We start from the raw sequence: 21,425 nt of genomic DNA, 5'->3' as shown, positions 1-21,425 counted from the left end.
AATGGCAATTTTTGGCAACCGGTTGACAAACGCCGGTTGCCAAAACGATCATTGATCTATGTCACAGTCCATTGCTTCCCACCCCGACCGGCTCCTGCCCGCTGACCCCGGAACGCGGAGCATCGCCCGCGGCCTGCTGGAACGCGTCCAGGACCTGCCCATCATTTCCCCCCACGGCCACGTTGACGCCGCCGTCATCGAGCACAACACCGCCTTTCCTGACCCTGCAGCGCTGCTGGTCAGCCCGGACCACTACGTCACGCGCCTGATCCACGCCAGCGGTGTTGACCAGGACCTGTTGCGGCCCCAGTCGGGTGCCCAGGGCGACCCCAGTGCGGTTCCGGATGCCCGCACCGTATGGCGCGAGTTCTGCAAGGCCTGGCCACTGTTCGAGGGCACTGCCTCCGGCTACTGGCTGCGTACGCAGTTCCAGAGCGTTTTCGGCCTCCAGGAAGAACCGGACGCCGGTGACCCGGATTCCAGCTACGACGCCATCTCCGCCCGCCTCCAGGAACCCGGCTTCCGGCCCCGCGAGCTTTTCAAGGACTTCAACATCGAGGTGCTCGCCACCACTGATGACCCGCTGGACACCCTGTCCAGCCACCAGGCAATCGCCGCGGATCCGTCCTTCCACGGCCGCGTCCTGCCCACGTTCCGCCCGGACCAGTACCTGAACATCGCGCACCCGCAGTGGCAGGACAACGTGGAGCGCCTCATCGCCGCAGCGGGTGACGGCGGCACAGGCTACGGCGCATACATCACCGCCCTCGAGAACCGCCGCCGCTACTTCGTGGACAACGGCGCCGTCTCCGCGGACCACGGCGTCCGCACGCCGCGCACCCTCAAGCTCAGCGATTCCGAAGCGTCCCGCCTGTTCGACGTTGCCCGCTCCGGCAACGCCACGGCGCAGGACCGCGAAGACTTCGAAGCGCACATGATGTACCAGATGGCCCGGATGTCCGTGGAGGACGGCCTGGTGATGACCATCCACCCCGGCTCCTTCCGCAACCACCACGATCCAACGTTCGGTAAATTTGGCGCGGACAGCGGCCATGACATCCCCTTCGCCATCGACTACACCGAGGCGGTCCGGCCGCTGCTGCAGGATTTCGGCACTGCCAAGGACTTCCACCTGGTGCTGTTCACCATGGACGAGACGGTCTTCTCCCGGGAACTGGCGCCCCTGGCCGGGTTCTATCCGTCAGTGTTCCTGGGCGCACCGTGGTGGTTCCTCGATGCCCCGGACGCCATGCTCCGCTTCCGCTCCGCCGTCACCGAGACGGCCGGGTTCTCCCGCTCGTCCGGTTTCATCGATGACACGCGCGCCTTCTGCTCCATTCCCGCCCGGCATGACGCCTCGCGCCGGATCGAGGCCTCCTTCCTGGCCCGCCTGGTGGCCGAGCATCGGGTCACTGAGGAGCGCGCCCACGAGCTCATCGTCGACATCGTTGACGGCTCCCCACGAAGGGTCTTCAAGCTGTGACTATCGAAAAGACTGCCGCCGGACCGTCCGACGCCGGCGCTACCCATCGCGGGGCCGCGGCACCTGCCGTCCCGCAGCTCAGCCGGGCCTTGCGGCCCGCGCCCAAGGCACCTGTCCGGATCGTCCACCTGGGGCTTGGCGCCTTCCACCGTTCGCACCAGGCCTGGTACACGCAGCACGCCGGGGATGCCGCCGAGTGGGGGATCGCAGCGTTCACCGGACGCCGCCCGGACGCGGCGGAGGCCCTGTCACAGCAGGATGGCCTGTACACGGTGGTCGAGCGGGGGGACTCCGGTGACACCCTCGAGGTCGTTGGCAGCATCGTCGAAGCGGTGAACGGGGCCGACGCCGGCCGCCTCACCGCGCTGATCGCCGCCGCCGGCACCGCCGTCGTCACGCTGACCATCACCGAGGCCGCCTATGGACTCGGTGCCGACGGCCAGCTGGACCGGAAAGCCCCGGGCGTCGCCGCAGACCTCCAGGAACTCGCAGCCGGGCCCGCCGGCCGGCCGGCCACTCCGGTGGGCCGCCTGGTCCGGGCACTCGCCGCCCGCAAGGCTGCCGGCGCCGGACCGCTCGCCGTCGTCTGCTGCGACAATCTCTCCAACAACGGCACCGTGGCCCGCACCGCGGTAGTGGGCATGGCGGAGGCCTGGGATCCGGAGCTCGCTGCCTGGATCGTGGAATACATCAGCTTCGTCAGCACCTCCGTGGACCGCATTACCCCCCGGACCACCGATGCCGACGTCGAATCCGTCACAGCCGCGTGCGGCTACATCGATAACTCGCCGGTGGTGGCCGAGCCGTTCCGCAACTGGGTCCTCAGCGGTGACTTCCCGGCGGGACGCCCGCGCTGGGAGGACGCCGGGGCCGTCTTCGTCGACGAGATCGAACCGTACGAGAACCGCAAGCTCTGGCTGCTGAACGGCGCCCATTCGCTGCTGGCCTATGCCGGCCAGCTCCGCGGGCACGCAACGGTTGCCGAAGCCCTGGCAGACCCGGTGTGCCTGGCCGCCGTCGAACGTTTCTGGAACGAAGCGGAGGCCAACCTCTCGGGCGCGGCAGCCCACGGTGCCGACCTCCAGATTCCGGCCTACCGGGAGCAGCTCCTGGCGCGGTTCCGCAATGCGCGGATTGCGCACCACCTCACCCAGATCGCCATGGACGGCAGCACCAAGCTGCGGATGCGCGCCGTTCCCGTCCTGATGGCTGAGCGCGACGGCGGGAGGTCCGGTGAGGGCGCGGCCGCCATGATCGCGGCGTGGGTTGCTTTCTGCGTCGCTGCAACCGCCGACGGCCGGACTGTACAGGACCCGCTGTCAGATGACATCGCAGCCGCCTGTGCGTTGGCTGGAGCGGACCGGGTACAAGCACTGCTGGCACTGCTGAGCGTCCCGCTCTCGCATGATGGCGCCGTGGTGGAACTCGTGGCCGGACTCGCGGGAACCTTCGCCCGCCAGGGGGAGTAGGTCTCCTTCGGCTTGCCCGTTGGCCCGGCGGCCGCGCCGCCTGCCCTACGGAACTGCCCGGACGCCCCCGTGCGTCCGGGCAGTTTTGCGTGCGCGGGCCGGCGTCGTTTCCGTGATGCGCACTGGGTCCTGCCACCGCCGTGCGCAACATAATTCTGCGGTGCAAAAACCCATGGCAACCGCTTGCCATTGTCTTGCCAAGTGACTAGGATTACAACCAGACTTAATCAATGTGCTGCCTCGCGGCAGTGGGTAAAGGAGCCCCTCGTGAAGAAGCTGAACAGGCTCAGCATCGTCGGCTATGGCGCCGGCGATGCCGCCAATAACCTGGCATTCACCACTGCCACCATGTTCCTGCTGGTCTACTACACGGATGTTGCAGGGATTTCGGCGGCAGCCGCAGGAACGCTCCTGTTGGCCGTCAGGATCTTCGATGCCTTCGCGGACGTCTTCGCCGGACGGATTGTCGACAGGACCTTCAGTAAGCGGTTCGGCAAGTTCCGTCCGTTCATCATGTTCGGTTCCATCCCGCTGCTCCTGCTCAGCGTGGCCACGTTCTCCGTGCCCCAGATCGGCGAAACCGGCACCCTCCTCTACGCCTACGTCACCTACGCCGCTTTGGGCCTGGCCTACAGCCTGGTGAACATCCCTTACGGTTCGTTGGCCGGTGCCATGACGCAGGATCCGGGGGAGCGGGCCAAGCTCGGTTCCGCCCGCATGATCGGCGCTGCACTGGTGGGCTCGTCCCTGGGCATCTTCGTAGCCCCGCTGATCAAGCCCGGAGCCAACCTGCAGGCGACCTTTACCGGCATCACCCTCGCGTTCGTGGTGATTGGTGCCGCCCTGTACTTCTTCACCGTTTTCACGGCCAAGGAGCGGGTCCACCGTTCGGTGCCGAACGTGTCCTTCAAGCAGAGCGTGGACACCCTGAAGGGCAACAAGCCGCTGTTGATGCTGTGCCTGAGCTCCTTCCTGTTCCTCTCCGGCTACCTGGCCCTGACCTCGGTCCAGCTGTACTACCTGCGGGACGTGCTGGGCCGGCTGGACCTGTACCCCGTCCTTTCCATCGTGCAGCTGGTTCTCACCTTCGTGCTGGCGGCCATCATGCCGCGGCTGGTCCGCACCATCGGCAAGAAGAATGTCTACATCTACGCCTCGGTTGTCACCATTGTTGGCGGAATCATCATCTTCCTCGCACCTGCCAGCCAGACCTGGATCGGCTTTGGCGGGCTCGTGGTCAGCCTGGTGGGCGTCATGGCCGTCAACATCGTGGTGTGGGCCCTTGAAGCGGACACCGTGGAATACGGCGAATGGAAGACCGGTGTCCGCACCGAGGGCATCACCTACGCGCTCTTCTCCTTCACCCGCAAGACCGGACAGGCGGTAGGCGGTGCCCTGGCGGCCTACGCCCTGGCCCTGGGTGGCTACAAATCCGGGGCTGCGCAAACTGCCGAGGCCGCGTTCGGAATCCAGGTGGCCGCAGGCGCAATCCCTGCCGTCCTCACCCTCCTGGCCGTGCTGGTGATGTCCCGCTACACGCTCACCGACGACACGCACGCAGGCATCCTCCGGGACATCACGGCACGGCGTGCGGAGCCAGAAGGCACATCTTATGCCGGCTCCGTCCAACAGTCTGCGGCCCCTCCCGCACCGTCACCCGCAGCGCACAAGAGCTAGCCCCGCCATAGGGGCAGCAGCCCACCAGTACCAGTTCGCCAAACCCGGCCCATCAACCCCGGCCTTCCAGACCCGCCCCGCAGGCCAGCCCCGCTCGAAAGGACCAGCTGTGAAAATCATTGCCGCCGAAGTGTTCGTTACCAGCCCGTCGCGTAACTTCGTCACGCTCCGGATCACCACCGAGGACGGTGTGACCGGCATTGGTGACGCCACCCTGAACGGCCGTGAACTTGCCGTCGCCGCGTACCTGAAGGAGCACGTCGCCCAGCTGCTGATCGGCAAGGACCCGCACCGCATCGAGGACACTTGGCAGTTCCTGTACCGGTCCTCCTACTGGCGCCGGGGCCCCGTCACCATGGCGGCCATTGCCGCCGTCGACATGGCCTTGTGGGACATCAAGGGCAAGGTGGCCGGGATGCCGGTCTACCAGCTCCTGGGTGGTGCGTCCCGCAACGGCCTGCGTGCTTACGGCCACGCCTCAGGTGCGGACATCCCGTCCCTGTTTGACTCCGTTCGTGAGCACCTGGAGCTGGGCTACAAATCCATCCGCATCCAGACCGCCGTCCCGGGCATCAAGGCCGTGTACGGCGTGGCTGCCCAGGCGCAGGCCTCGGGTGAACGGTACGACTACGAACCCGCCGGCCGCGGCGCGTTCCCCGTGGAGGAGGACTGGGACACCCGCGCGTACCTGCGCCACCTGCCCAGTGTTTTCGAGGCCGTCCGGAACGAGTTCGGCCCGGAGATCCCGCTGCTGCACGACGGCCACCACCGGATGACGCCCATCCAGGCCGCGAAGCTTGGCAAGGCGCTGGAACCGTACGACCTGTTCTGGCTTGAGGACTGCACGCCTGCCGAGAACCAGGAGGCCCTGCGCCTGGTCCGCCAGCACACCACCACCCCGCTGGCCATCGGTGAAATCTTCAACACCGTGTACGACTACCAGACCATCATCAAGGAACAGCTGATCGACTACGTCCGGGCAGCATCCACCCACTTCGGCGGCATCTCCCCGCTGAAGAAGGTCATGGACTTCGCCGCCCAGTACCAGATCAAGTCCGGCTTCCACGGCCCCACCGATATCTCTCCCGTGGGCTTCGCCGCGCAGCTGCACGTGGGCCTCGCCATCCACAACTACGGCATCCAGGAGTACATGCAGCACTCGGACAAGACCAACGAGGTCTTCCACCAGTCCATGACCTTCAAGGACGGCTACCTGCACCCGGGCGACGAGCCGGGCATCGGCGTCGAGTTCAACGAGGAAGCCGCCGCGGCGTTCCCGTACCAGCAGGCCTACCTGCCGTACAACCGCCTGGTTGACGGCACCGTGCATGACTGGTGAGGCAGAAGCTATGACCAAGCACCGCATCATTGTCATGGGTGTTTCCGGCTGCGGAAAGACCACCATCGGCGACCTCGTGGCCCGCGAGCTCGGCGTCCCGTTCCTCGACGGCGACTCGCTCCACCCCGTGGAGAACGTCGCCAAAATGGCCGCGGGCACCCCGCTCACCGACGACGACCGCTGGCCCTGGCTCGCCACTGTCGGTTCCGAGCTGGCCAACGCCGGCGACGGGGGACTGGTCCTGGCCTGCTCCGCACTGCGCCGCAGCTACCGCGACGCCATCCGCGAGCAAGCTCCGGACACAGTGTTCCTGCACCTGCACGGCAGCAAGGACGTCCTCGCCCGCCGGCTCGAAGGCCGCTCCGGGCATTTCATGCCCACCACGCTGCTGGACTCCCAGCTCGCCACTCTCGAACCGCTGGAAGCAGACGAAGCCGGGTTCGTCGTGGACATCTCCGCGCCCGTTGACGAGGTGGTGGCGTCGGCACTCGCCAGCATTGTCGCCTTCGTACGTCCTGCCTCCGGTAGCGCAGGCACCCGGCCGCGGCAGTTCGACGTCGACCTTTCCGCCGCCCCGTTCAATCTCGACGGCGGTGCGGTGTCCTGGGTGGAAGAAACCATCAGTTCCATGACGCTCGAGGAAAAGATCGGGCAGCTCTTCATCAACCACAACAACGGTTACTCGCCCGAGTACCTCGACGGCGTCCTGGAGAACTACCACGTGGGCGGCATGCGGTACCGCCCGGGGCCGTCCGCCGCCGTGCAGGAGCACATCCGGTACGCGCAGTCGAAGTCGCGCGTGCCGCTGCTGATCGCCTCCAACCCGGAAATGGGCGGGGCGGGAAGTTGCGACGACGGCACGTTCGTTTCCACGCACCTGCAGGCAGGCTCACACCCGGACAAGGACATTGCCCGCCAGATGGGCCAGGTGGCCGGCGTCGAGACTGCGGCGCTCGGCTGCAACTGGGCGTTCGCGCCGATCGTGGACATCCACTACAACTGGCGGAACACGGTCATCTCCACGCGCTCGTTCGGCAACACCCCGGAGGTCGTGGTGGAACGCGCCAAGGAGTACTTCGACGGCATCAGCGAGTCTGCCACCGTCTGCGCCATGAAGCACTTCCCGGGCGACGGCGTGGATGAGCGCGACCAGCACGTGGTCACGTCCTACAACACGTTCTCCTACGAGGAGTGGGACCGGACGTACGGGCATGTGTACCGCGAGATGATCGGCCATGGCGTGCAGTCCATCATGGTGGGCCACATCGGCGCACCGGAGGTTTCCCGGCACTTCCGTCCGGGGCTGTCCGACGCCGACATCCTGCCCGCGACGCTGGCGCCGGAACTGCTGCAGGACCTGCTGCGTGGTGAGCTCGGCTTCAACGGCCTGGTGCTCACTGATGCCTCGCTCATGGTGGGCCTCACGCAGGCGCAGAAGCGCAAGGACCTGGTACCGGCAACCATCGCGGCCGGCTGCGACATGTTCCTGTTCTTCCGCAACCCGGCGGAGGACTTCCAGTTCATGCTGGACGGCTACAAGTCCGGCGTCATCACCGAACAGCGGCTGCAGGACGCGCTGCGGCGGATCCTTGGGCTGAAGGCCTCCCTGGGGCTGCACCGGAAGTCCCTGGACGAACTGGTCCCGCCGCCCGCAGCGCTGTCAGTGATCGGATCGGACGCGCACCGTGCCATTGCGGCCGAGGTGGCAGACAAGACCGTCACCCTGGTCAAGGACACCGCCGGAAACCTGCCGATCACGCCCGAAACCCATCCGCGGATCCGGCTCTACGGCATCTCCGGCGGGGCCGATTTCACCCGCGCCGATCCGCTGGCATACCTGGAAACGGTGAAGGAAGAGCTTGTTGCGGCGGGCTTCGAGGTGGACCTTTTCCGCACTGCCGAGCAGCGTGAGGCCGCGGGGGAGACCGGCGTGAACTTCATGTCCGTCCTGGCGGAAGAGGCCACCGCGGACTATGCAGACAGGTACGACGCCGCATTTGTGTTCGCCAACGTCAAGGGCTTCGCGCAGGAGGCAGCCATCCGGATCAAGTGGTCCTCACCGATGGCGGCCGAGATTCCGTGGTACGCCACGGAGGTCCCCACGGTGTTTGTCTCGCTGAACCAGCCGAACCACCTGATTGACGTGCCGATGGTGAAGACCGCCATCCACGCGCACGCCGGCTCGCGTGAGGCCATCCGGGCTGCCGTGGCGAAGATCCAGGGCAAGTCTGAATTCCAGGGCACGTTCAACGAGAACGTTTTCTGCGATTCCTTCGACACCCGGCTGTAACAGCCGCCGGGCTCAGGGCGCCGGGCGCGGGGAGATCCCCTGCGTCCGGCGCTTTTGTTGGGGGAGCGCTCACCGGGCGGTTTACCCGCCCGAGTTTTCGCGGGAGGTGATGCTGAACCCCCGCGACTGCAGGTCGGTGAAGTTTCCTACGCTGGCCCGTACCGTGCACTCCGGCGAGATTTGCAGCGCCGTGACGGTGAGCCCGGAGCTGTCCACAGCGAGTGCCCCGCCGCAGGCATCGGAGAAGCGCAGCCCCCGTTCACCGCCTGTTACGGCCTCGAACATCTGTGACGGCTTACCCGAGGCGGGGCTGACGTAGAGCGGATTCAGTTCGTCGGCGCCGCTGGCCCACACGGGCACCAGGGTGATGGGCAGCGGGCTGGGTGTTACCACGCGGGCGGGGGTGCGCACCTCCACGCCCTGCAGGCGCTGGACGGGGTAGGCGGTGCCTTTGACGGCCGGATCCTGGACGGCTTTCCGTGTGGCCCGTACTTCGCGCCGCGAACAATCTCAGGAGCCCTAAACATCAGACAGAACAATACGATGGGCCTATGGGGAGGATCGGCCGGCGGTGTCGCTGTGGGCTGGGGTGGCGACTTTATCAAAGACGGGTTGGGTTGGTAAGTGCAGTTTGGAACGATTAACACGAAAAGTGGACGGTCTCGTAAGCGCGAGTCGGGGATGAGCTACTTGGCTTTTGGTGTCGTCGTCTTATGTGCGACGCTTGCCTTCGTTCTCTTCGGGCGCCTTGCAGCCCCATGGCAGGCGTTCGCGGCCTTGGGGGCCGGCGCCGGGCTAGGGGTCTGGCTCTTCCGCTTCGGCTCGCGTCATGTGTGGGTGTCACTGCTGTGCTTATTCGGGGCGCTGGCAGTTTGCGTGGTTCTGTTTGTGAATGCTGACACGGTCGGCTCCGCGGGTATTGCTTGGATTGGATCCTTCGTCGCCGGAACCAACCTGGGAACGGCGTGGCGGATGGTCTCGACGAAACCGAAAGCACGCGCTGCAAGAACCGTAGAAGCTGCGTGGGAAGTGGCCGGCGAGGAATTCACTTCTGAGGCGGAGGCCCGGGACGAGGCCACTGCTGCGCTGCGGGCGTTGGATGGGGACGCGAACGCGCACCTGTCCGTCGCACTTGGTTCAGCACGGTTTGAGGTGGCCGGAAGCGCGGGCAAGGGCTTGGTGTGCCATCGAAATCCGGATGTCTCGAAGGATGTGTCATGGGCAGTTCTGGTGCGGACTGACCAATCGGCGGATAACTCCATAGAGGTTCCGATGGGGGACGTAAAGGGCTTTATGCCCTCGCGGTTGGTCCAGGATCTCCCGGCTGTCGAAGCCGCGCTTTCTGATTTCTTCAAGACCCCTGCATTGCAGCCGTCCGGCCGTGAGTTGCTCACGGGCAATGATGCCAGGGGCACGCGCCTCACAACGTACTAGACGTCTGCTAAATGGACGAGCCGCACTGCATGCGCCAACCGCGCTGAAGCAGCTGTCGGGCTGTAGCCTGGGATCCGCGACCTTGTGGCAACTGTAACGGCCGCACGGCCGAGGCGAGGATGACGGCTGCGAGGGATACCTCGTTTATTGGCATACCTCCGATCGGTCCTGTGGAGGTCTAAGTCGGGTGGCCACCCCCTTACGCGGGGCAGCGGCATTCACCCGCGACGCTGCCGGTCGGATCACGTCCGCCGCCGTTGGAAACCTCACATAGGAATGGACCTCCAGCGGCCGCAGGCGAGTGGCTGGTGATCTGAATAGGGGATGGAATGACAACCACGAACGACGGCTCAGGGAAGACTGTTCGGCGCCAATGCCTTTTGTGTGCTTATGCCCGTTCTCAACACAGTTGAGATTGAAAGAATCTAGTGTCAGATTATTTCGGACGAGCGTGACACGTCTTTTGCTAGTCGGGACCAGGTTGCGGAATCCTTCGTACCCGGCACTGAAGACGAGTTCAGCCTCGGATGGTTCTCAAGGGTAGTAACCAAAGTAATCTGGCATGAACTCCCATCAGTGCAGGATCCTCGAGTGGTCAAATGAAATTCTTATGCGTTTGGGGCTGAGTTTTTCCTTCGCCTGCCGGAGGTGGATATGCCAGGTGGGCGGCCGCCGTCGAACGTTTCTGGGTTTCGGCAGGATACAACCAACCAGGTTCCGTGATGTGCGGGATCATCGACGTTGTTTGATGCTGGGTCGGCAGGCAATCGCCGCCTCGATCGTCAGGGGTTGGATCGGCCTGTGTCTAGATACTCCCCGCGCAGGTGGAGTGGTGACCCCGGACGGTTTGTAGATCGAATAGTGTAAATACCATGCAACGTTTAAAGATAATCCGCTCGACTTTTTCCCACCGCACTTTCGCAGGCGGTGCACTCGCCTTGGCAGCCCTGCTAACGTTTTCCGCGTGCGCGTCCCCCGCCAAGGAAACGCCAGCAGCCGACTCGGCCACAGCGCCTGCAGCCGCCCCAACGCCTGAACCGGTGTGGCCGAAGGGCGAGAAGGAAGGGACGCTGGCAAACCCATACAGTATCGGTGAAGAAATGACCGACGGCGACTGGTCCCTGGTCATCGACAGCGTCAATCTCGATGCGAACGCGGAGATCAAAGCCATGGACAGCATTGCCTCCAAGGTGGCGCCGGATCCGGGCAACACCTGGGTGACGTTCACGGCAACATGGAAGTACAACGGTGCAACGCCTGAGAAAGGTGGAACGCAGTTCTCGGTGGTGAACAAGAACTGGGACGGCACCTTCGGTACTGACGACGAATACGGGACCACATTCAACAACGTATCCACCCTCCCCAAGGGCGCGACGACTGCGCCCCCTGCGGAGAAGGGCTTCTCTGTAACCGACAAAGTGGTCCTGCAGATGCCCGTCGAGCACGCGAACTCGTCAAGCATGATCGTCGCGAACTTCAACGCCGCCGACTACAACCAGTTCCTGGTCAAACTCAAGTAATTGTGGGGCCTGTGCTTCAACTAGTCCCCGGGCTGCGTACTCATTCGCAGGTCCGTTAACGCAAAAGGCCCCCTGCTTCCTTCATGCAATGGAAGCAGGGGGCCTTCTAAGTGGCGGTGACGGTGGGATTTGAACCCACGTTGGCTTTTACACCAAACAACATTTCGAGTGTTGCACCTTCGGCCGCTCGGACACGTCACCAACCTCAATAGGGTACCGGAGCAAGGCGCACATCCCCAAAACGACAACACCTTGGCGCACGATGCCAGAGGCTGTAATCGGTGGTCCAACGGGTGCACTGTGAATGTCAGACCCTCGCGCGAGAATTCTTTTATGGGAAACGCGGCGGCTTCTCCGGTCGAGGAGACAGCGGTGATGGAGGGTCTTTGGGCCTCCGTCGCCAGCCTCGACGCGCTGTTCCTGATTGATGAGGAGCTGGACCGGGCTGACCCTGAAGCAGTGGCCCGTGAAGCAGTTGATGTGTTGGAGCGGAAGTCTGAGCTGCGGCTGCGGCGGCTGGCTTTCTGGAAGCAGTTGGAAGCCCAGGCCGCGGCCGGAATGGCAGCGGACGCCACTGAGTTCGCCGAGTTTCAGGAGGCGATGACGCCGCCGGACGCCACAGACTCCGAGCGGGCGTTCGTGGAGATGTCCACGACCGCGGAGCTCGCCGGGGTCCTGACGCTCAGCCCTGGCGCAGCGGCAGCATTCATCAGCCAGTCCCGGAAAGTCTGTGCGATGCCCCTTGTTGCCGGTGCACTGGCTTCTGGGTTGATGTCGTGGCGGCACGCGGTGATCGTCGCCGACGAAGCGGACTGCCTTGCCACCGAAGGTGCTGAGGCGTTGGTGGCGCATTTCTTCGACCCGGACGCCCCCAACCCGGCCCGGGGGTCTGCGCCCGGTGACCTCGTGGCGCACCTGTTCCGCAGGAAAGTCAGGACCTGGCGCGAACGCACCTACCCCGCGTCCGTCCAGGAACGGCACGTCAGGTGTGTGGCGGAGCGGCGGATGGAATACCGCCCCGGCGCCGATGGGATGGCATCGATTACCCTGATCCTGCCGGGGGACACCGCCTGCGCCATCTGGAACAAGACCACTGCGATCGCCCGCGGCCTCCAAGGCCCCGGCGAAACCCGCACCCTCACCCAGTTGCGGCCGGACACTGCAGCAGCGCTCCTCTTGAGCGCCCATACCGGGGCCGCTGCCACAGGCCGGTTGGACGGTGGCGAAGGATCTGGCAGCGCATCCGGGGCCGATAGTCTTCCCGGTGCCAGTGGCAACGGGACCGACCCATACTTCGTTGACCTCAGCAAGATCCCCGCGCCGAAAGCCGACGTGCTGGTCACCATTCCGATATTTACAATGTTGGGCAGCACTGACGAACCGGCAGACCTCGACGGGTACGGGCCCATCCCGGCGGCCATGGCACGGAAACTCGTCGCCGACGGGGCGACCTCGTTTTACCGGGTCCTCGTCGATCCCCGCGACGGTGCGCCCTTGGAGATCGGTAGGACCAGTTACCGGCTGACGGAGGCGATGAAACGCTGGATCAGGATGCGCGACGGGCACTGCACCTTCCCCGGCTGCACCAACCCCAGCACAGACAACGACACCGACCACCTCACCGCCTGGCAGCACCACGGGACAACCGGGGTCAGCAACCTGGCACAACTCTGCCCCAAACATCACCGCCTCAAACACAACAGCGGCTGGACCCCCACACCAGCAACCGGGACTGAACCACCCGGCTGGACCTCCCCCACCGGCCGCCACTACCCGGCCCAACATCCCGACCCACAACAACCACACTGGCCACCCGGACTCCCTGACGCGTTGCACATGACAGGCTCTCTGGAACAAAGGATCCTTGCCGGCGTTGCGGTCTGCCCCGACTATCTCCTTGCCGACCCACCGGATGACGAATTACTGGACGAAGAATTCGCTTGCGAGGACCGTATCGTCCCCGACGATCTCTCCCCGGATGATCCCCTCTGGGAGGCGTTCTACGCGGCTCCCTTCGAGCTGCCCGCTGATCCGCAACAGGAACACCGGCTACACGATCTCTCGCTCACATGACCGCCAGGGCTGAAAGCTGTAAGAAATCTGATGCTGCGCACGCTTCCGTGCCGACGTCTAAGCCAGCACGTTGAAATAGCGCCAGCAGACCTCTCCCGGTTGCCCGTAACCCGCAGACGTGGACCCGCTGAAATGGCGACACCCGCCGGCGGACCTTCCTCCCGAACGCCCGTCCCGATAGATTCGACAGCAAGATGACTAATTCAGAATTGCCGCACCGCGCCACCGCCTACTGGACCACCGCGAAGGAACAGGGCGAACTCCGGTCCGAGGACTTGCCGGCTCCAGGGCCGGACGAAGCCGTGGTCCGCGCGCTGTACTCCGGTATCAGCCGGGGCACCGAGATGGTGGTCCACCGGGGCGCGGTGCCGCCCAGGGTTGCCGATGAGATGCGTGCCCCGCACCAGGAGGGCGATTTCCCCGGCCCGGTGAAGTTCGGCTACCTGTCGGTCGGCGTCGTGGAGGAAGGCCCGGCCGAGTGGAAGGGACAGCGCGTTTTCTGCCTCAGCCCGCACCAGGACCGGTACGTTGTTCCGGTGGCCGCCCTCACGAGAATCCCGGACGGCGTCCCGTCACAGCGAGCCGTGCTCACTGGAACGGTGGAAACGGCCATCAATGCCCTGTGGGAGGCCGAACCGAAGCTGGGGGACCGCGTCGCCGTCGTCGGGGCGGGCCTGGTGGGCGGGATGGTGGCCACCCTGCTGCGCACCTTCCCGCTTCAGCGTCTTCAACTCGTTGACGTGGATCCGGGACGGAAGAAGCTGGCAGACACCATCGGCGTCGGGTTCACGAGCCCCGAGGACGCCCTTGACGATTGCGACATCGTGATCCATTGCTCCGCTTCCCAGGCAGGCCTCGAACGCAGCCTCCAGCTTGTGGGCGACGACGGGGACGTCATCGAAATGTCCTGGTACGCCGACCGGAAGGTCACCGTGCCCCTGGGGGAGGACTTCCACGCCCGGAGGCTCTCAATCAGGGCAAGCCAGGTGGGCATGGTGGCCCGGTCCCGCCGGCACCGCCGGACCAACGCCGACCGCCTCGACCTGGCCGTCTCGCTGCTCGCCGACCCTGTATTCGACGCGTTCCTCACCGGACAGTCGGCCTTCGAGGACCTCCCGGAGGTGGTCCAGGGCCTGTCCGATGGAAGCCTTGAAGCCCTCTGCCACGTCATCGAATACCCGCAGGACGTTGCCCGCCAGCCCGGAAGACCGGCCTGAACAACCCGGCAGCCGGTACACGCCACGCCCACTGATTAACCACACCAGACCGACTCCACCAAACAGAGCCAGAGGTAATCCATGTTCAGCCTGACCGTCCGCCGCCACTTCATGATTGCCCACAGCTTGCCGCGTGAGGCGTTCGGACCTGCCCAGGGCCTGCACGGTGCAACGTTCGTCGCGGAGGTGGCGTTCCGCCGTCGTGCCCTGAATGACAACGCGATCGTCCTGGATATCGGCGCCGCCGGAACCGTCATCGAGGAGGTCCTTGACGGACTGAATTACAAGAACCTGGACGAGCACCCGGACTTCGAGGGCAAGCTCAGCACCACCGAGGCCCTCGCCCAGTACATTGCCCAGGCCGTGGCGGAGAAAATCAGCGATGACGACGACGGCCGCCACCTGGACGGGATCGACGTCACCCTCCGCGAGAATCCGGATGCCTGGGCAACGTTCTCGCTGGACCTCAAAGCCTGACCCATGCCCGTGGTGCGGTTGCTGGTCCCCGCCAACATTCGCCACAGCTCGGGCGGTAACGTCTACAACGCCAGGCTGGCAGAGGGAATGCAGAGCCTGGGCTGGGAAGTATGCGTGCTCCCGGTCGAAGGGAACTGGCCCCACGCTTCCGCCAAGGAACGACGCCGGTTCGGCAGCATTCTTGGCACATGGGAATCAGGGCAAGAGCAACAGTCAGCCGTGGTGCTGGTGGACGGGCTCGTCGCCGTCGGCGCCCCGGACGAGCTCGAATTCGCGGCCAAGGCGGGCCGGCGAACTTTCGTCCTGGTGCATATGCCCGTCCCGGAAACTTCCGGCCGGGAAGCGTTGCAGAAAGAAGCAAGGGCGCTCCGTGCGGCGTCGGGTGTCATCTGCACCAGCAGCAGTGCGGCCGCCATCCTGAAGGAGCGCGGCCTTCCCAATGCCCGGGTCGCCCTTCCGGGAGCCGATCCGGTCCCGCCCGCCACAGGCTCCCGGCCTCCACACCTCCTCGCCGTGGCGGCGCTGCTGCCCAACAAGGACCAACTCCTCACCGTGGCCGCACTCGAAGGCGTCCAGGACCTGGAGTGGACAGCATCGCTGGTGGGATCGGAGCAGGCAGATCCGGCCTACGCCAGGCAGGTGGAAGAAGCCATCGCCCGCAGCGGACTGGCGGGAAGAGTGCAGCTAGCGGGGGAGTTGGCGGGGGATGCGCTTGAGGCGGAATGGAACCGGGCGGACCTGAGCCTTCTCGTCTCGCGGGAAGAAGCGTTTGGCATGGTGGTCACCGAATCGCTGGCCCGCGGCGTTCCCGTGGTGGTCCGGCAGGGGACCGGTGCGGTCGAAGCGCTGGACCTGGCCGGGCTGAAGGATGCCGACGCCGGCACGCGCCTTCCGGGCGAGGCGCTTGCGCTTCCCCATGGGGGCGAAGCGGACGCAGCCGTTCTCGGCACGGCCCTTCGGCGATGGCTGGAGGACCATGCTTTGCAGCAGGAATGGCGCAGCCGGGCCCTGGAAGCACGCGGCCTCCTGCACGGGTGGGAGGAGACGGCCGAGAACGTCGTGCGTGCGCTGACAGGCGCCGGGTAAAGCGGGAACAGGCCAAGCCTGATTAGGCTCCGGTCACCAGCCGAAGCGGTGCGGCTACAACCGTGTCCGGTGATCCGCGAAGAAGTCGCGCAGCAGCACGGAGCTCTCGCCTTCCCGGATGCCCGGGTAGACCTCCACCCAGTGGTTGAGCCGCCGCTCTCGGAGAATGTCGAACACGGACCCCGCGGCGCCCGCCTTCGCGTCCCAGGCGCCGAACACCACCCGGGGGATCCGGGCCAGGACGATCGCGCCGGCACACATCGCGCACGGTTCCAGCGTGACCACCAGCGTGCAGTCGGACAACCGCCACCCGTCGTCCGGGCCGCCGGCGAGCCGTGCCAGTTCCCGCAGCCGCTCAGCAGCCTGGCGGATGGCCACAACCTCGGCATGGGCGGTGGGGTCCCCAAGCTCTTCCCGCTGGTTCCGTCCGGAACCCAGCACCTCGCCGTCGGGCCCCAGCACCACGGCGCCAATGGGGACATCGCCGGTAGCGAGCGCCGCGCGGGCCTCCGCCAGGGCGAGGCCCATCCACTCGTCGTAACTGTTCGATGCGGAGACCATGGCTCAATGATAGTTTCGGGGGATAGTAAGCCTGCGTACTGAATGCCGGGGAGGCGCCGTGAGTACCGTTCGGGACCGCGTGGACCGTTGGATCAAACCGTATGCCGCCTTGTGGCTGACCATGGCGGTGGGCGGAACCCTGATTGTCGCCATGGCCCTCCTGGGTGCCGAAGTGTATTCGGACGTGGTGGATGACGAGGGCCTGGCGAGCCTTGATATCCCCGCCCTGGACTACGCCCAGTCACTGCGCAATCCCGGACTTGATGCATTCGTCACGGGCTTCACCAACATTGGCGGCGGCATCGGCATGCCCATCCTCGCCACGCTCCTCACCGCGTGGCTGACCTTCCTCAGCAGGTCGTGGCGCCCGCTCCTCCTTGTGGGCGGTGCAGCCGCGGTTTCCACCGCGGCCACCACCTTGGGCAAGCGGCTGGTGGGCCGGACCCGGCCGGACCACTCCGAAGCTGTTCCGCCCTACGAAGACTCACCGTCGTTTCCCAGCGGGCACACCCTTAACACCACAGTGGTGATCGGCGTGCTGGTGTACATCATCTGCCTGCAGTTCCAGGTCCTCAGCGTCCGCATCACGGCCATCACCGCGGGTACCGTCTTCATTATGTCCATGGGCCTGAGCAGGGTTTTCCTGGGCCACCACTGGTTGACCGATGTTATTGCCGGCTGGACGCTGGGCCTGGCCTGGGTGGGGTTCGTCATCTTGGCCCACCGTATGTTCCACCTGATTCGACGCCGGGAACATGCCGGTCCGGCGCCTACGTTTGAGCATCCCGTGGTGCGTGACGCTGTGTCAGACGCCATGCACCACGACGGCGGGGCGCATGGCCGCGGAGCGGACCACGACGGCGGGACTCACCCAGGCGGAATGGACCACGACGGCGGGACTCACCCAGGCGGAATGGACCACGACGGCGGGACTCACCCAGGCGGAATGGACCACGACGGCGGGACCCACCACGCCGGCCGCGCACGGCACCCGGAGCGGGGAACGACGGACTCCGGCAGGGACAGCGCCGGATGATAGTTTTGAGCAATGCGCACTCTCGTTGTGGACCACCCGCTGGTCGCCCATAAGCTCACTGTCCTCCGGGATAAGAACACCCCTTCGCCCGTGTTCCGGCAGCTGACGGAGGAACTGGTGACGCTGCTGGCGTACGAGGCCACGCGCGAGGTCCGCACCGAACCGGTCACTATCGAGACTCCGGTCAGCACCACGGTGGGCACGGCCTTCACCAAGCCCACCCCTCTGGTGGTCCCCATCCTGCGCGCCGGCCTCGGCATGCTGGAGGGCATGACCAAGCTGGTCCCCACTGCAGAAGTGGGTTTCCTGGGCATGGCCCGGGACGAGGAAACCCTGGACATCATCACCTACGCCGAGCGCCTGCCTGAGGACCTTACCGGCCGGCAGGTCTTCGTTCTGGATCCCATGCTGGCCACCGGCGGAACCCTGCGCGAGGCCATCAAGTTCCTGTTCAAGCGCGGGGCGTCGGACGTCACGTGCATCTGCCTGCTGGCGGCCCCGGAGGGCTTGGCCAAGCTGGAGGAGGAACTGGGCGAGGCAAACGTGCACATCGTCCTTGCGTCGATTGACGAGAAGCTGAACGAAAAGTCCTACATCGTGCCCGGCCTTGGAGATGCGGGAGACCGGCTGTACGGCATCGCCGGCTGAGGTTCAAGCCTTCCGCGCACAAGTCCCCGGCCGTAGCCTGTGGCAATGGACTGGAAACTTGAACTCGTGTTTGTCCCCGTGTCCGATGTGGACCGCGCCAAGGATTTCTACGTTAATAAAGTGGGTTTCAACGCCGACTTCGACGAACGCCCGTCGGAATCCATCCGCTTCGTGCAGCTGACCCCGCCCGGTTCAGCGTGTTCCATCTGCATCGGGGAAGGCCTCACTGACGCTCCTCCGGGCACCGGCTCCAACCTGCAGCTGGTGGTCAGTGACATCCAAGCCGCCCATGACCACCTGAAGAACAATGGGGTGGAGGTCAGCGATGTGGACGTTCAGGACTGGGGGCACTTCGTGTACTTCGCGGACCCGGACGGCAACCGCTGGGCCGTCCAGTACATTCCGGGACGGTAACGGCACGTCCCAGCCCCAAACCGCTCGGTGGCCGTTAGGGCCAATCCCAAAAATTGCTACCTAACGCACGGGGTAATTGGTGCCTCGCGGCATGAAGCAGATACGACGACGGCCGCCGCTGAACCGGTAGGGTTCGGCGGCGGCCGGTCGAAAGGGCCTCAGCGTGTGAAGGTTTTTAGTACCAGTTGTTGCCCAGGTGGAAGTTCAGGGCGCCACACGGGGACTGGTAGCGCTCCTTGATGTAGTTCAGGCCCCAGTTGATCTGGGTGCGGTAGTTGGTCAGGTAGTCGGGGCCGGCGCTCGCCATTTTTTCGGCGGGGAGGGACTGCACGATGCCGTAAGCGCCGCTGCTGGCGTTGGTGGCGGTGGTGGTCCAGTCGGATTCCTTAGTCCACAGGGTGACCAGGCACTGCATCTGGTCCTGCGCCCATCCGTAGCTGGCCAGCTGGCCGGACGCGTAGGCCTGTGCGCCGGCAGGATCGTTGACGGCGACGACGGGAGCAGGCTCGGGAGCGGGAGCAGGCTCCGGTGCGGGAGCAGGTGCCGGTTCCGGTGCAGGAGCCGGGGCGGGCGCTGCGGCCGGGGCAGGTTCCGCAGCGGGTGCGGGCGCCGGTGCCGCCTCCTGGGGCTGCACCTTGAGTTCGGCGGGCGCCGACGCAGCCGGGTTAGACCGGATTTCGCTCTTCTCGATGCTCATCTGGGAATCGGTGGCAGCGGGGGACTCGGAGCCGGTAGCTGCCACGCCGGAAAAGCCGTCCGTGGCCTGGCCTGCGGCGCCTACGCCCACCAGCATGGCTGCGGAGACTGCGAGCACCGCGGCGCGCTTGCCGAAGGAAGACTTCTTGCGGGTTTCAGGCTGCGCGCTGTGGCTCGGGGCCGATTTTGGGCGCGGTTTTACCGTGAATTTAGACATGTTTGTTTCGCCTCTCACACCTGCGGAGTTAGCTGTCGGGTTCGGATGAGGGCATCCGGCCGCACGGCAAATACACGTGCTGGCTTAACCCCAAGGGCAGTACTGCGTTGCCCGGGACGTGGGTCCCCCGCCTCTGCCTCAGTTCAAGCGAAATCCGGGAAGTGGCAGAGCTTGGCGTCATCCGGATATGCGGCCCGAACGGGAACCGCACCCTATCGACGGTACAGGAGAGCGGCGCTTAAGTCACATTTAGGTAACAGACGTCACGACGACGGCGCGTCGCCTTGGCGAATTCAGGCCACGGCGGGCAGGCGAAGCGCAAACTCCGTCTTCCCCGGCCGTGATGTGACCGTTACCCGGCCTCCGTGGGCTTCCACGATGGATTGGACAATGGACAGGCCCAGCCCGCTGGTGCCCTCGGCAACGGCCGCGCCGGCCTGGTCGCCGCTGCCCTTGCGGGCCGCGTCTGCGCGGGCGAAGCGGGAAAAGACGTGGTCCACGAAGTCAGCCGGAATGCCTCCGCCGTCGTCCGTGACCGTCACGACGGCGGCGCCGTCGGGTGCCGTACCGACGCCGGCCACCACGGTGGTTCCGGCAGGGGTGTGTTTCCGGGCGTTGGACAGCAGGTTCATGAGTACCTGCCGCAGCTGCGCGCCGTCCCCGTTGACCAGCACCGGCTCCGCAGGAAGATCCAGCCGCCAGGTGTGGCTCGGGGCCATGACCTTCTCGTCGCTGACGCTTTCCACCACCAGCTGCGTCAGGTCCACCTCGGCCAGCTTGAGCGGCTGGCCCTCATCCAGCCGCGCCAGGAGCAGCAGGTCCTCCACCAGGGCCGTCATCCGCTCGGACTGGCTTTGGACCCGGGCCAGCGATTTCTGTCCGTCGGGAGTGAAGTCCTCCGTCATCCGCATCAGTTCGGTGTAGCCGCGGATGGCGGTCAGCGGGGTGCGGAGCTCGTGCGAGGCGTCCGCCACGAATTGGCGCACCTTGGTTTCGCTCTTCTGCCGGGCTTCCAGGGCGCTGGCTACGTTGTCCAGCATGAGGTTCAGTGCATGCCCCACACTGCCCACTTCGGTGCCCGGGTTGGAGTTCGACGGCGGCACCCGCACGGCGAGCGCCACCTCACCGGCGTCCAGGGGCAGCTCAGACACCCGGGTGGCAACCTCGGAAAGCTGTTCCAGGGGTTTCATGGTGCGGCGGATCAGTACCGTCCCCACGAGGCCGATCAGCAGCAGGCCGCCCAACGACACGAACACGAAGGTCCACACCAGGGACCTGAGGGTACTTTCCTTGGTAGCCAGGGGGAGTCCCGTGACCAGGACATCGCCGGAGTTTGTCTGGACCGCGATCAGCCGGTAATCACCGCTGGACATCGAACGGTCCACTGGCCGGGAGTTGGCATCGAGCGCGAGGAGCGTCTCCTTGTCCTCCGTGGACAAGGGTTGGCGGGTGGTGTCAGAGGCGAGGAAGCCGCCGGAACTCACCTGGCCGTTGCGGATGCTCGCGTTGACGGTGCCGATTCTTTGGCCCCGGGCGTCCAGGGGGTCCCGTCCGTTGAAACCGCCAAACGGCGGGCGGCCCGGATTGTCGGCAAGGTTTGCGGCCTGGCTGAGCTGGTCATCAAGCTGCCGGGTCAGGAAGGCGTCCATCGATGCGTAGCTCACGATGCCAACGGCACCGCAGATGGCGATAAGCAGGGCCATGGCCAGGGCAATCAGGCGGGTGCGCAGGTGCCAGGTTGCCGGCCTGAGCCAACTCCGGGCGTAGGTAGCTTCTGAAGCGGCCATG

General features: G+C 65.5%; 18 protein-coding genes, 1 tRNA gene and 1 riboswitch. Of the genes, 14 read left to right on the top strand and 5 right to left on the bottom strand.

Features of this window, described 5'->3' with window-relative positions:
• Positions 1-58: 58 nt before the first annotated feature.
• The 5 genes from uxaC to QE394_RS05890 all read left to right on the top strand — a co-directional run bounded on the left by uxaC (position 59) and on the right by QE394_RS05890 (position 8,258).
• Positions 59-1,483, top strand: coding sequence for a glucuronate isomerase (gene uxaC, locus QE394_RS05910; protein ID WP_056076646.1), 1,425 nt, complete (start codon positions 59-61; stop codon positions 1,481-1,483).
• Positions 1,484-1,572: 89 nt separating this feature from the next.
• Positions 1,573-2,952, top strand: a complete 1,380-nt coding sequence (locus QE394_RS05905) for a mannitol dehydrogenase family protein (protein ID WP_349035378.1) — start codon at positions 1,573-1,575, stop codon at positions 2,950-2,952.
• 267 nt (positions 2,953-3,219) lie between these two features.
• The gene (gene uidB, locus QE394_RS05900; protein WP_349034037.1) at positions 3,220-4,629 is read left to right on the top strand and encodes a glucuronide transporter; all 1,410 of its coding nucleotides are present in this window, start codon (positions 3,220-3,222) and stop codon (positions 4,627-4,629) included.
• 109 nt (positions 4,630-4,738) lie between these two features.
• The gene (gene manD, locus QE394_RS05895) at positions 4,739-5,968 is read left to right on the top strand and encodes a D-mannonate dehydratase ManD (protein WP_056076642.1); all 1,230 of its coding nucleotides are present in this window, start codon (positions 4,739-4,741) and stop codon (positions 5,966-5,968) included.
• Between the two features lie 10 nt (positions 5,969-5,978).
• Positions 5,979-8,258: a gluconokinase, GntK/IdnK-type gene (locus tag QE394_RS05890; RefSeq protein ID WP_349034036.1), complete on the top strand. Its 2,280-nt coding sequence runs from the start codon at positions 5,979-5,981 to the stop codon at positions 8,256-8,258.
• A gap of 81 nt (positions 8,259-8,339) precedes the next feature.
• Here QE394_RS05890 and QE394_RS05885 read toward each other — a convergent pair whose 3' ends face one another.
• Complete coding sequence (locus QE394_RS05885; protein ID WP_349034035.1) at positions 8,340-8,669, bottom strand: hypothetical protein; 330 nt, start codon at positions 8,667-8,669, stop codon at positions 8,340-8,342.
• 279 nt (positions 8,670-8,948) lie between these two features.
• On the opposite strand from QE394_RS05885, the gene QE394_RS05880 reads away from it, so the two are divergent.
• Both QE394_RS05880 and QE394_RS05875 read left to right on the top strand, forming a co-directional pair.
• Positions 8,949-9,692, top strand: a complete 744-nt coding sequence (locus tag QE394_RS05880) for a hypothetical protein (RefSeq protein ID WP_349034034.1) — start codon at positions 8,949-8,951, stop codon at positions 9,690-9,692.
• A 1,100-nt stretch (positions 9,693-10,792) separates the two neighbouring features.
• A complete protein-coding gene (locus tag QE394_RS05875) occupies positions 10,793-11,212 on the top strand; it encodes a hypothetical protein (protein ID WP_349034033.1) in 420 nt (139 codons plus the stop codon).
• Positions 11,213-11,323: 111 nt separating this feature from the next.
• Here QE394_RS05875 and QE394_RS05870 read toward each other — a convergent pair.
• A tRNA-Ser gene (locus tag QE394_RS05870) sits at positions 11,324-11,413 on the bottom strand.
• Between the two features lie 174 nt (positions 11,414-11,587).
• Between QE394_RS05870 and QE394_RS05865 the strand changes: the two genes are divergently transcribed.
• The 4 genes from QE394_RS05865 to QE394_RS05850 all read left to right on the top strand — a co-directional run bounded on the left by QE394_RS05865 (position 11,588) and on the right by QE394_RS05850 (position 16,065).
• Positions 11,588-13,285, top strand: coding sequence for an HNH endonuclease (locus tag QE394_RS05865; RefSeq protein WP_349035377.1), 1,698 nt, complete (start codon positions 11,588-11,590; stop codon positions 13,283-13,285).
• Positions 13,286-13,479: 194 nt separating this feature from the next.
• Positions 13,480-14,502 carry a zinc-binding alcohol dehydrogenase gene (locus QE394_RS05860; protein WP_349034032.1) on the top strand — a complete coding sequence of 341 codons (1,023 nt, stop codon included), beginning with the start codon at positions 13,480-13,482 and terminating at the stop codon, positions 14,500-14,502.
• An 81-nt stretch (positions 14,503-14,583) separates the two neighbouring features.
• A complete protein-coding gene (locus QE394_RS05855; protein ID WP_056076637.1) occupies positions 14,584-14,979 on the top strand; it encodes a 6-carboxytetrahydropterin synthase in 396 nt (131 codons plus the stop codon).
• Between the two features lie 3 nt (positions 14,980-14,982).
• Positions 14,983-16,065, top strand: coding sequence for a glycosyltransferase family 4 protein (locus QE394_RS05850; RefSeq protein ID WP_261621072.1), 1,083 nt, complete (start codon positions 14,983-14,985; stop codon positions 16,063-16,065).
• Positions 16,066-16,119: 54 nt separating this feature from the next.
• On the opposite strand, the gene QE394_RS05845 is transcribed toward QE394_RS05850, so the two are convergent.
• On the bottom strand, positions 16,120-16,626 hold the full coding sequence (locus tag QE394_RS05845) for a nucleoside deaminase (RefSeq protein ID WP_349034031.1): 507 nt from the start codon (positions 16,624-16,626) through the stop codon (positions 16,120-16,122).
• Between the two features lie 58 nt (positions 16,627-16,684).
• Between QE394_RS05845 and QE394_RS05840 the strand changes: the two genes are divergently transcribed.
• The 3 genes from QE394_RS05840 to QE394_RS05830 are packed head-to-tail and all read left to right on the top strand — an operon-like array spanning position 16,685 to position 18,724.
• Complete coding sequence (locus QE394_RS05840) at positions 16,685-17,662, top strand: phosphatase PAP2 family protein (protein WP_349034030.1); 978 nt, start codon at positions 16,685-16,687, stop codon at positions 17,660-17,662.
• Positions 17,663-17,674: 12 nt separating this feature from the next.
• Positions 17,675-18,310, top strand: coding sequence for a uracil phosphoribosyltransferase (gene upp, locus QE394_RS05835; RefSeq protein ID WP_056076631.1), 636 nt, complete (start codon positions 17,675-17,677; stop codon positions 18,308-18,310).
• 45 nt (positions 18,311-18,355) lie between these two features.
• The gene (locus tag QE394_RS05830; protein ID WP_056076630.1) at positions 18,356-18,724 is read left to right on the top strand and encodes a glyoxalase superfamily protein; all 369 of its coding nucleotides are present in this window, start codon (positions 18,356-18,358) and stop codon (positions 18,722-18,724) included.
• Between the two features lie 175 nt (positions 18,725-18,899).
• Here QE394_RS05830 and QE394_RS05825 read toward each other — a convergent pair whose 3' ends face one another.
• Both QE394_RS05825 and QE394_RS05820 read right to left on the bottom strand, forming a co-directional pair.
• The gene (locus QE394_RS05825) at positions 18,900-19,637 is read right to left on the bottom strand and encodes a hypothetical protein (RefSeq protein WP_056076629.1); all 738 of its coding nucleotides are present in this window, start codon (positions 19,635-19,637) and stop codon (positions 18,900-18,902) included.
• 2 nt (positions 19,638-19,639) lie between these two features.
• A riboswitch (cyclic di-AMP (ydaO/yuaA leader) is annotated at positions 19,640-19,797 on the bottom strand.
• A 133-nt stretch (positions 19,798-19,930) separates the two neighbouring features.
• Positions 19,931-21,424 (bottom strand): HAMP domain-containing sensor histidine kinase, encoded by a 1,494-nt coding sequence (locus QE394_RS05820; protein WP_349034029.1) that lies wholly within the window; start codon positions 21,422-21,424, stop codon positions 19,931-19,933.
• Between the last annotated feature and the right edge of the window lies 1 nt (position 21,425).

It is taken from the genome of Pseudarthrobacter sp. SORGH_AS 212 (assembly GCF_030818145.1).
Classification (GTDB): domain Bacteria; phylum Actinomycetota; class Actinomycetes; order Actinomycetales; family Micrococcaceae; genus Arthrobacter.
Note: the sequence above shows the minus strand (reverse complement) of the source record. Positions and strands in the feature narration are given on the sequence as shown.

Excerpts from the sequence above, each read along its gene's own strand:
- QE394_RS05890 (WP_349034036.1), top strand. The coding sequence starts at position 5,979 with ATGACCAAGCACCGCATCATTGTCATGGGTGTTTCCGGCTGCGGAAAG.
- QE394_RS05850 (WP_261621072.1), top strand. The coding sequence starts at position 14,983 with ATGCCCGTGGTGCGGTTGCTGGTCCCCGCCAACATTCGCCACAGCTCG.
- QE394_RS05875 (WP_349034033.1), top strand. The coding sequence starts at position 10,793 with ATGACCGACGGCGACTGGTCCCTGGTCATCGACAGCGTCAATCTCGAT.
- QE394_RS05830 (WP_056076630.1), top strand. The coding sequence starts at position 18,356 with ATGGACTGGAAACTTGAACTCGTGTTTGTCCCCGTGTCCGATGTGGAC.
- QE394_RS05860 (WP_349034032.1), top strand. The coding sequence starts at position 13,480 with ATGACTAATTCAGAATTGCCGCACCGCGCCACCGCCTACTGGACCACC.
- QE394_RS05825 (WP_056076629.1), bottom strand. The coding sequence starts at position 19,637 with ATGTCTAAATTCACGGTAAAACCGCGCCCAAAATCGGCCCCGAGCCAC.
- QE394_RS05845 (WP_349034031.1), bottom strand. The coding sequence starts at position 16,626 with ATGGTCTCCGCATCGAACAGTTACGACGAGTGGATGGGCCTCGCCCTG.
- QE394_RS05820 (WP_349034029.1), bottom strand. The coding sequence starts at position 21,424 with ATGGCCGCTTCAGAAGCTACCTACGCCCGGAGTTGGCTCAGGCCGGCA.
- uxaC (WP_056076646.1), top strand. The coding sequence starts at position 59 with ATGTCACAGTCCATTGCTTCCCACCCCGACCGGCTCCTGCCCGCTGAC.
- QE394_RS05865 (WP_349035377.1), top strand. The coding sequence starts at position 11,588 with ATGGAGGGTCTTTGGGCCTCCGTCGCCAGCCTCGACGCGCTGTTCCTG.
- upp (WP_056076631.1), top strand. The coding sequence starts at position 17,675 with ATGCGCACTCTCGTTGTGGACCACCCGCTGGTCGCCCATAAGCTCACT.
- QE394_RS05855 (WP_056076637.1), top strand. The coding sequence starts at position 14,584 with ATGTTCAGCCTGACCGTCCGCCGCCACTTCATGATTGCCCACAGCTTG.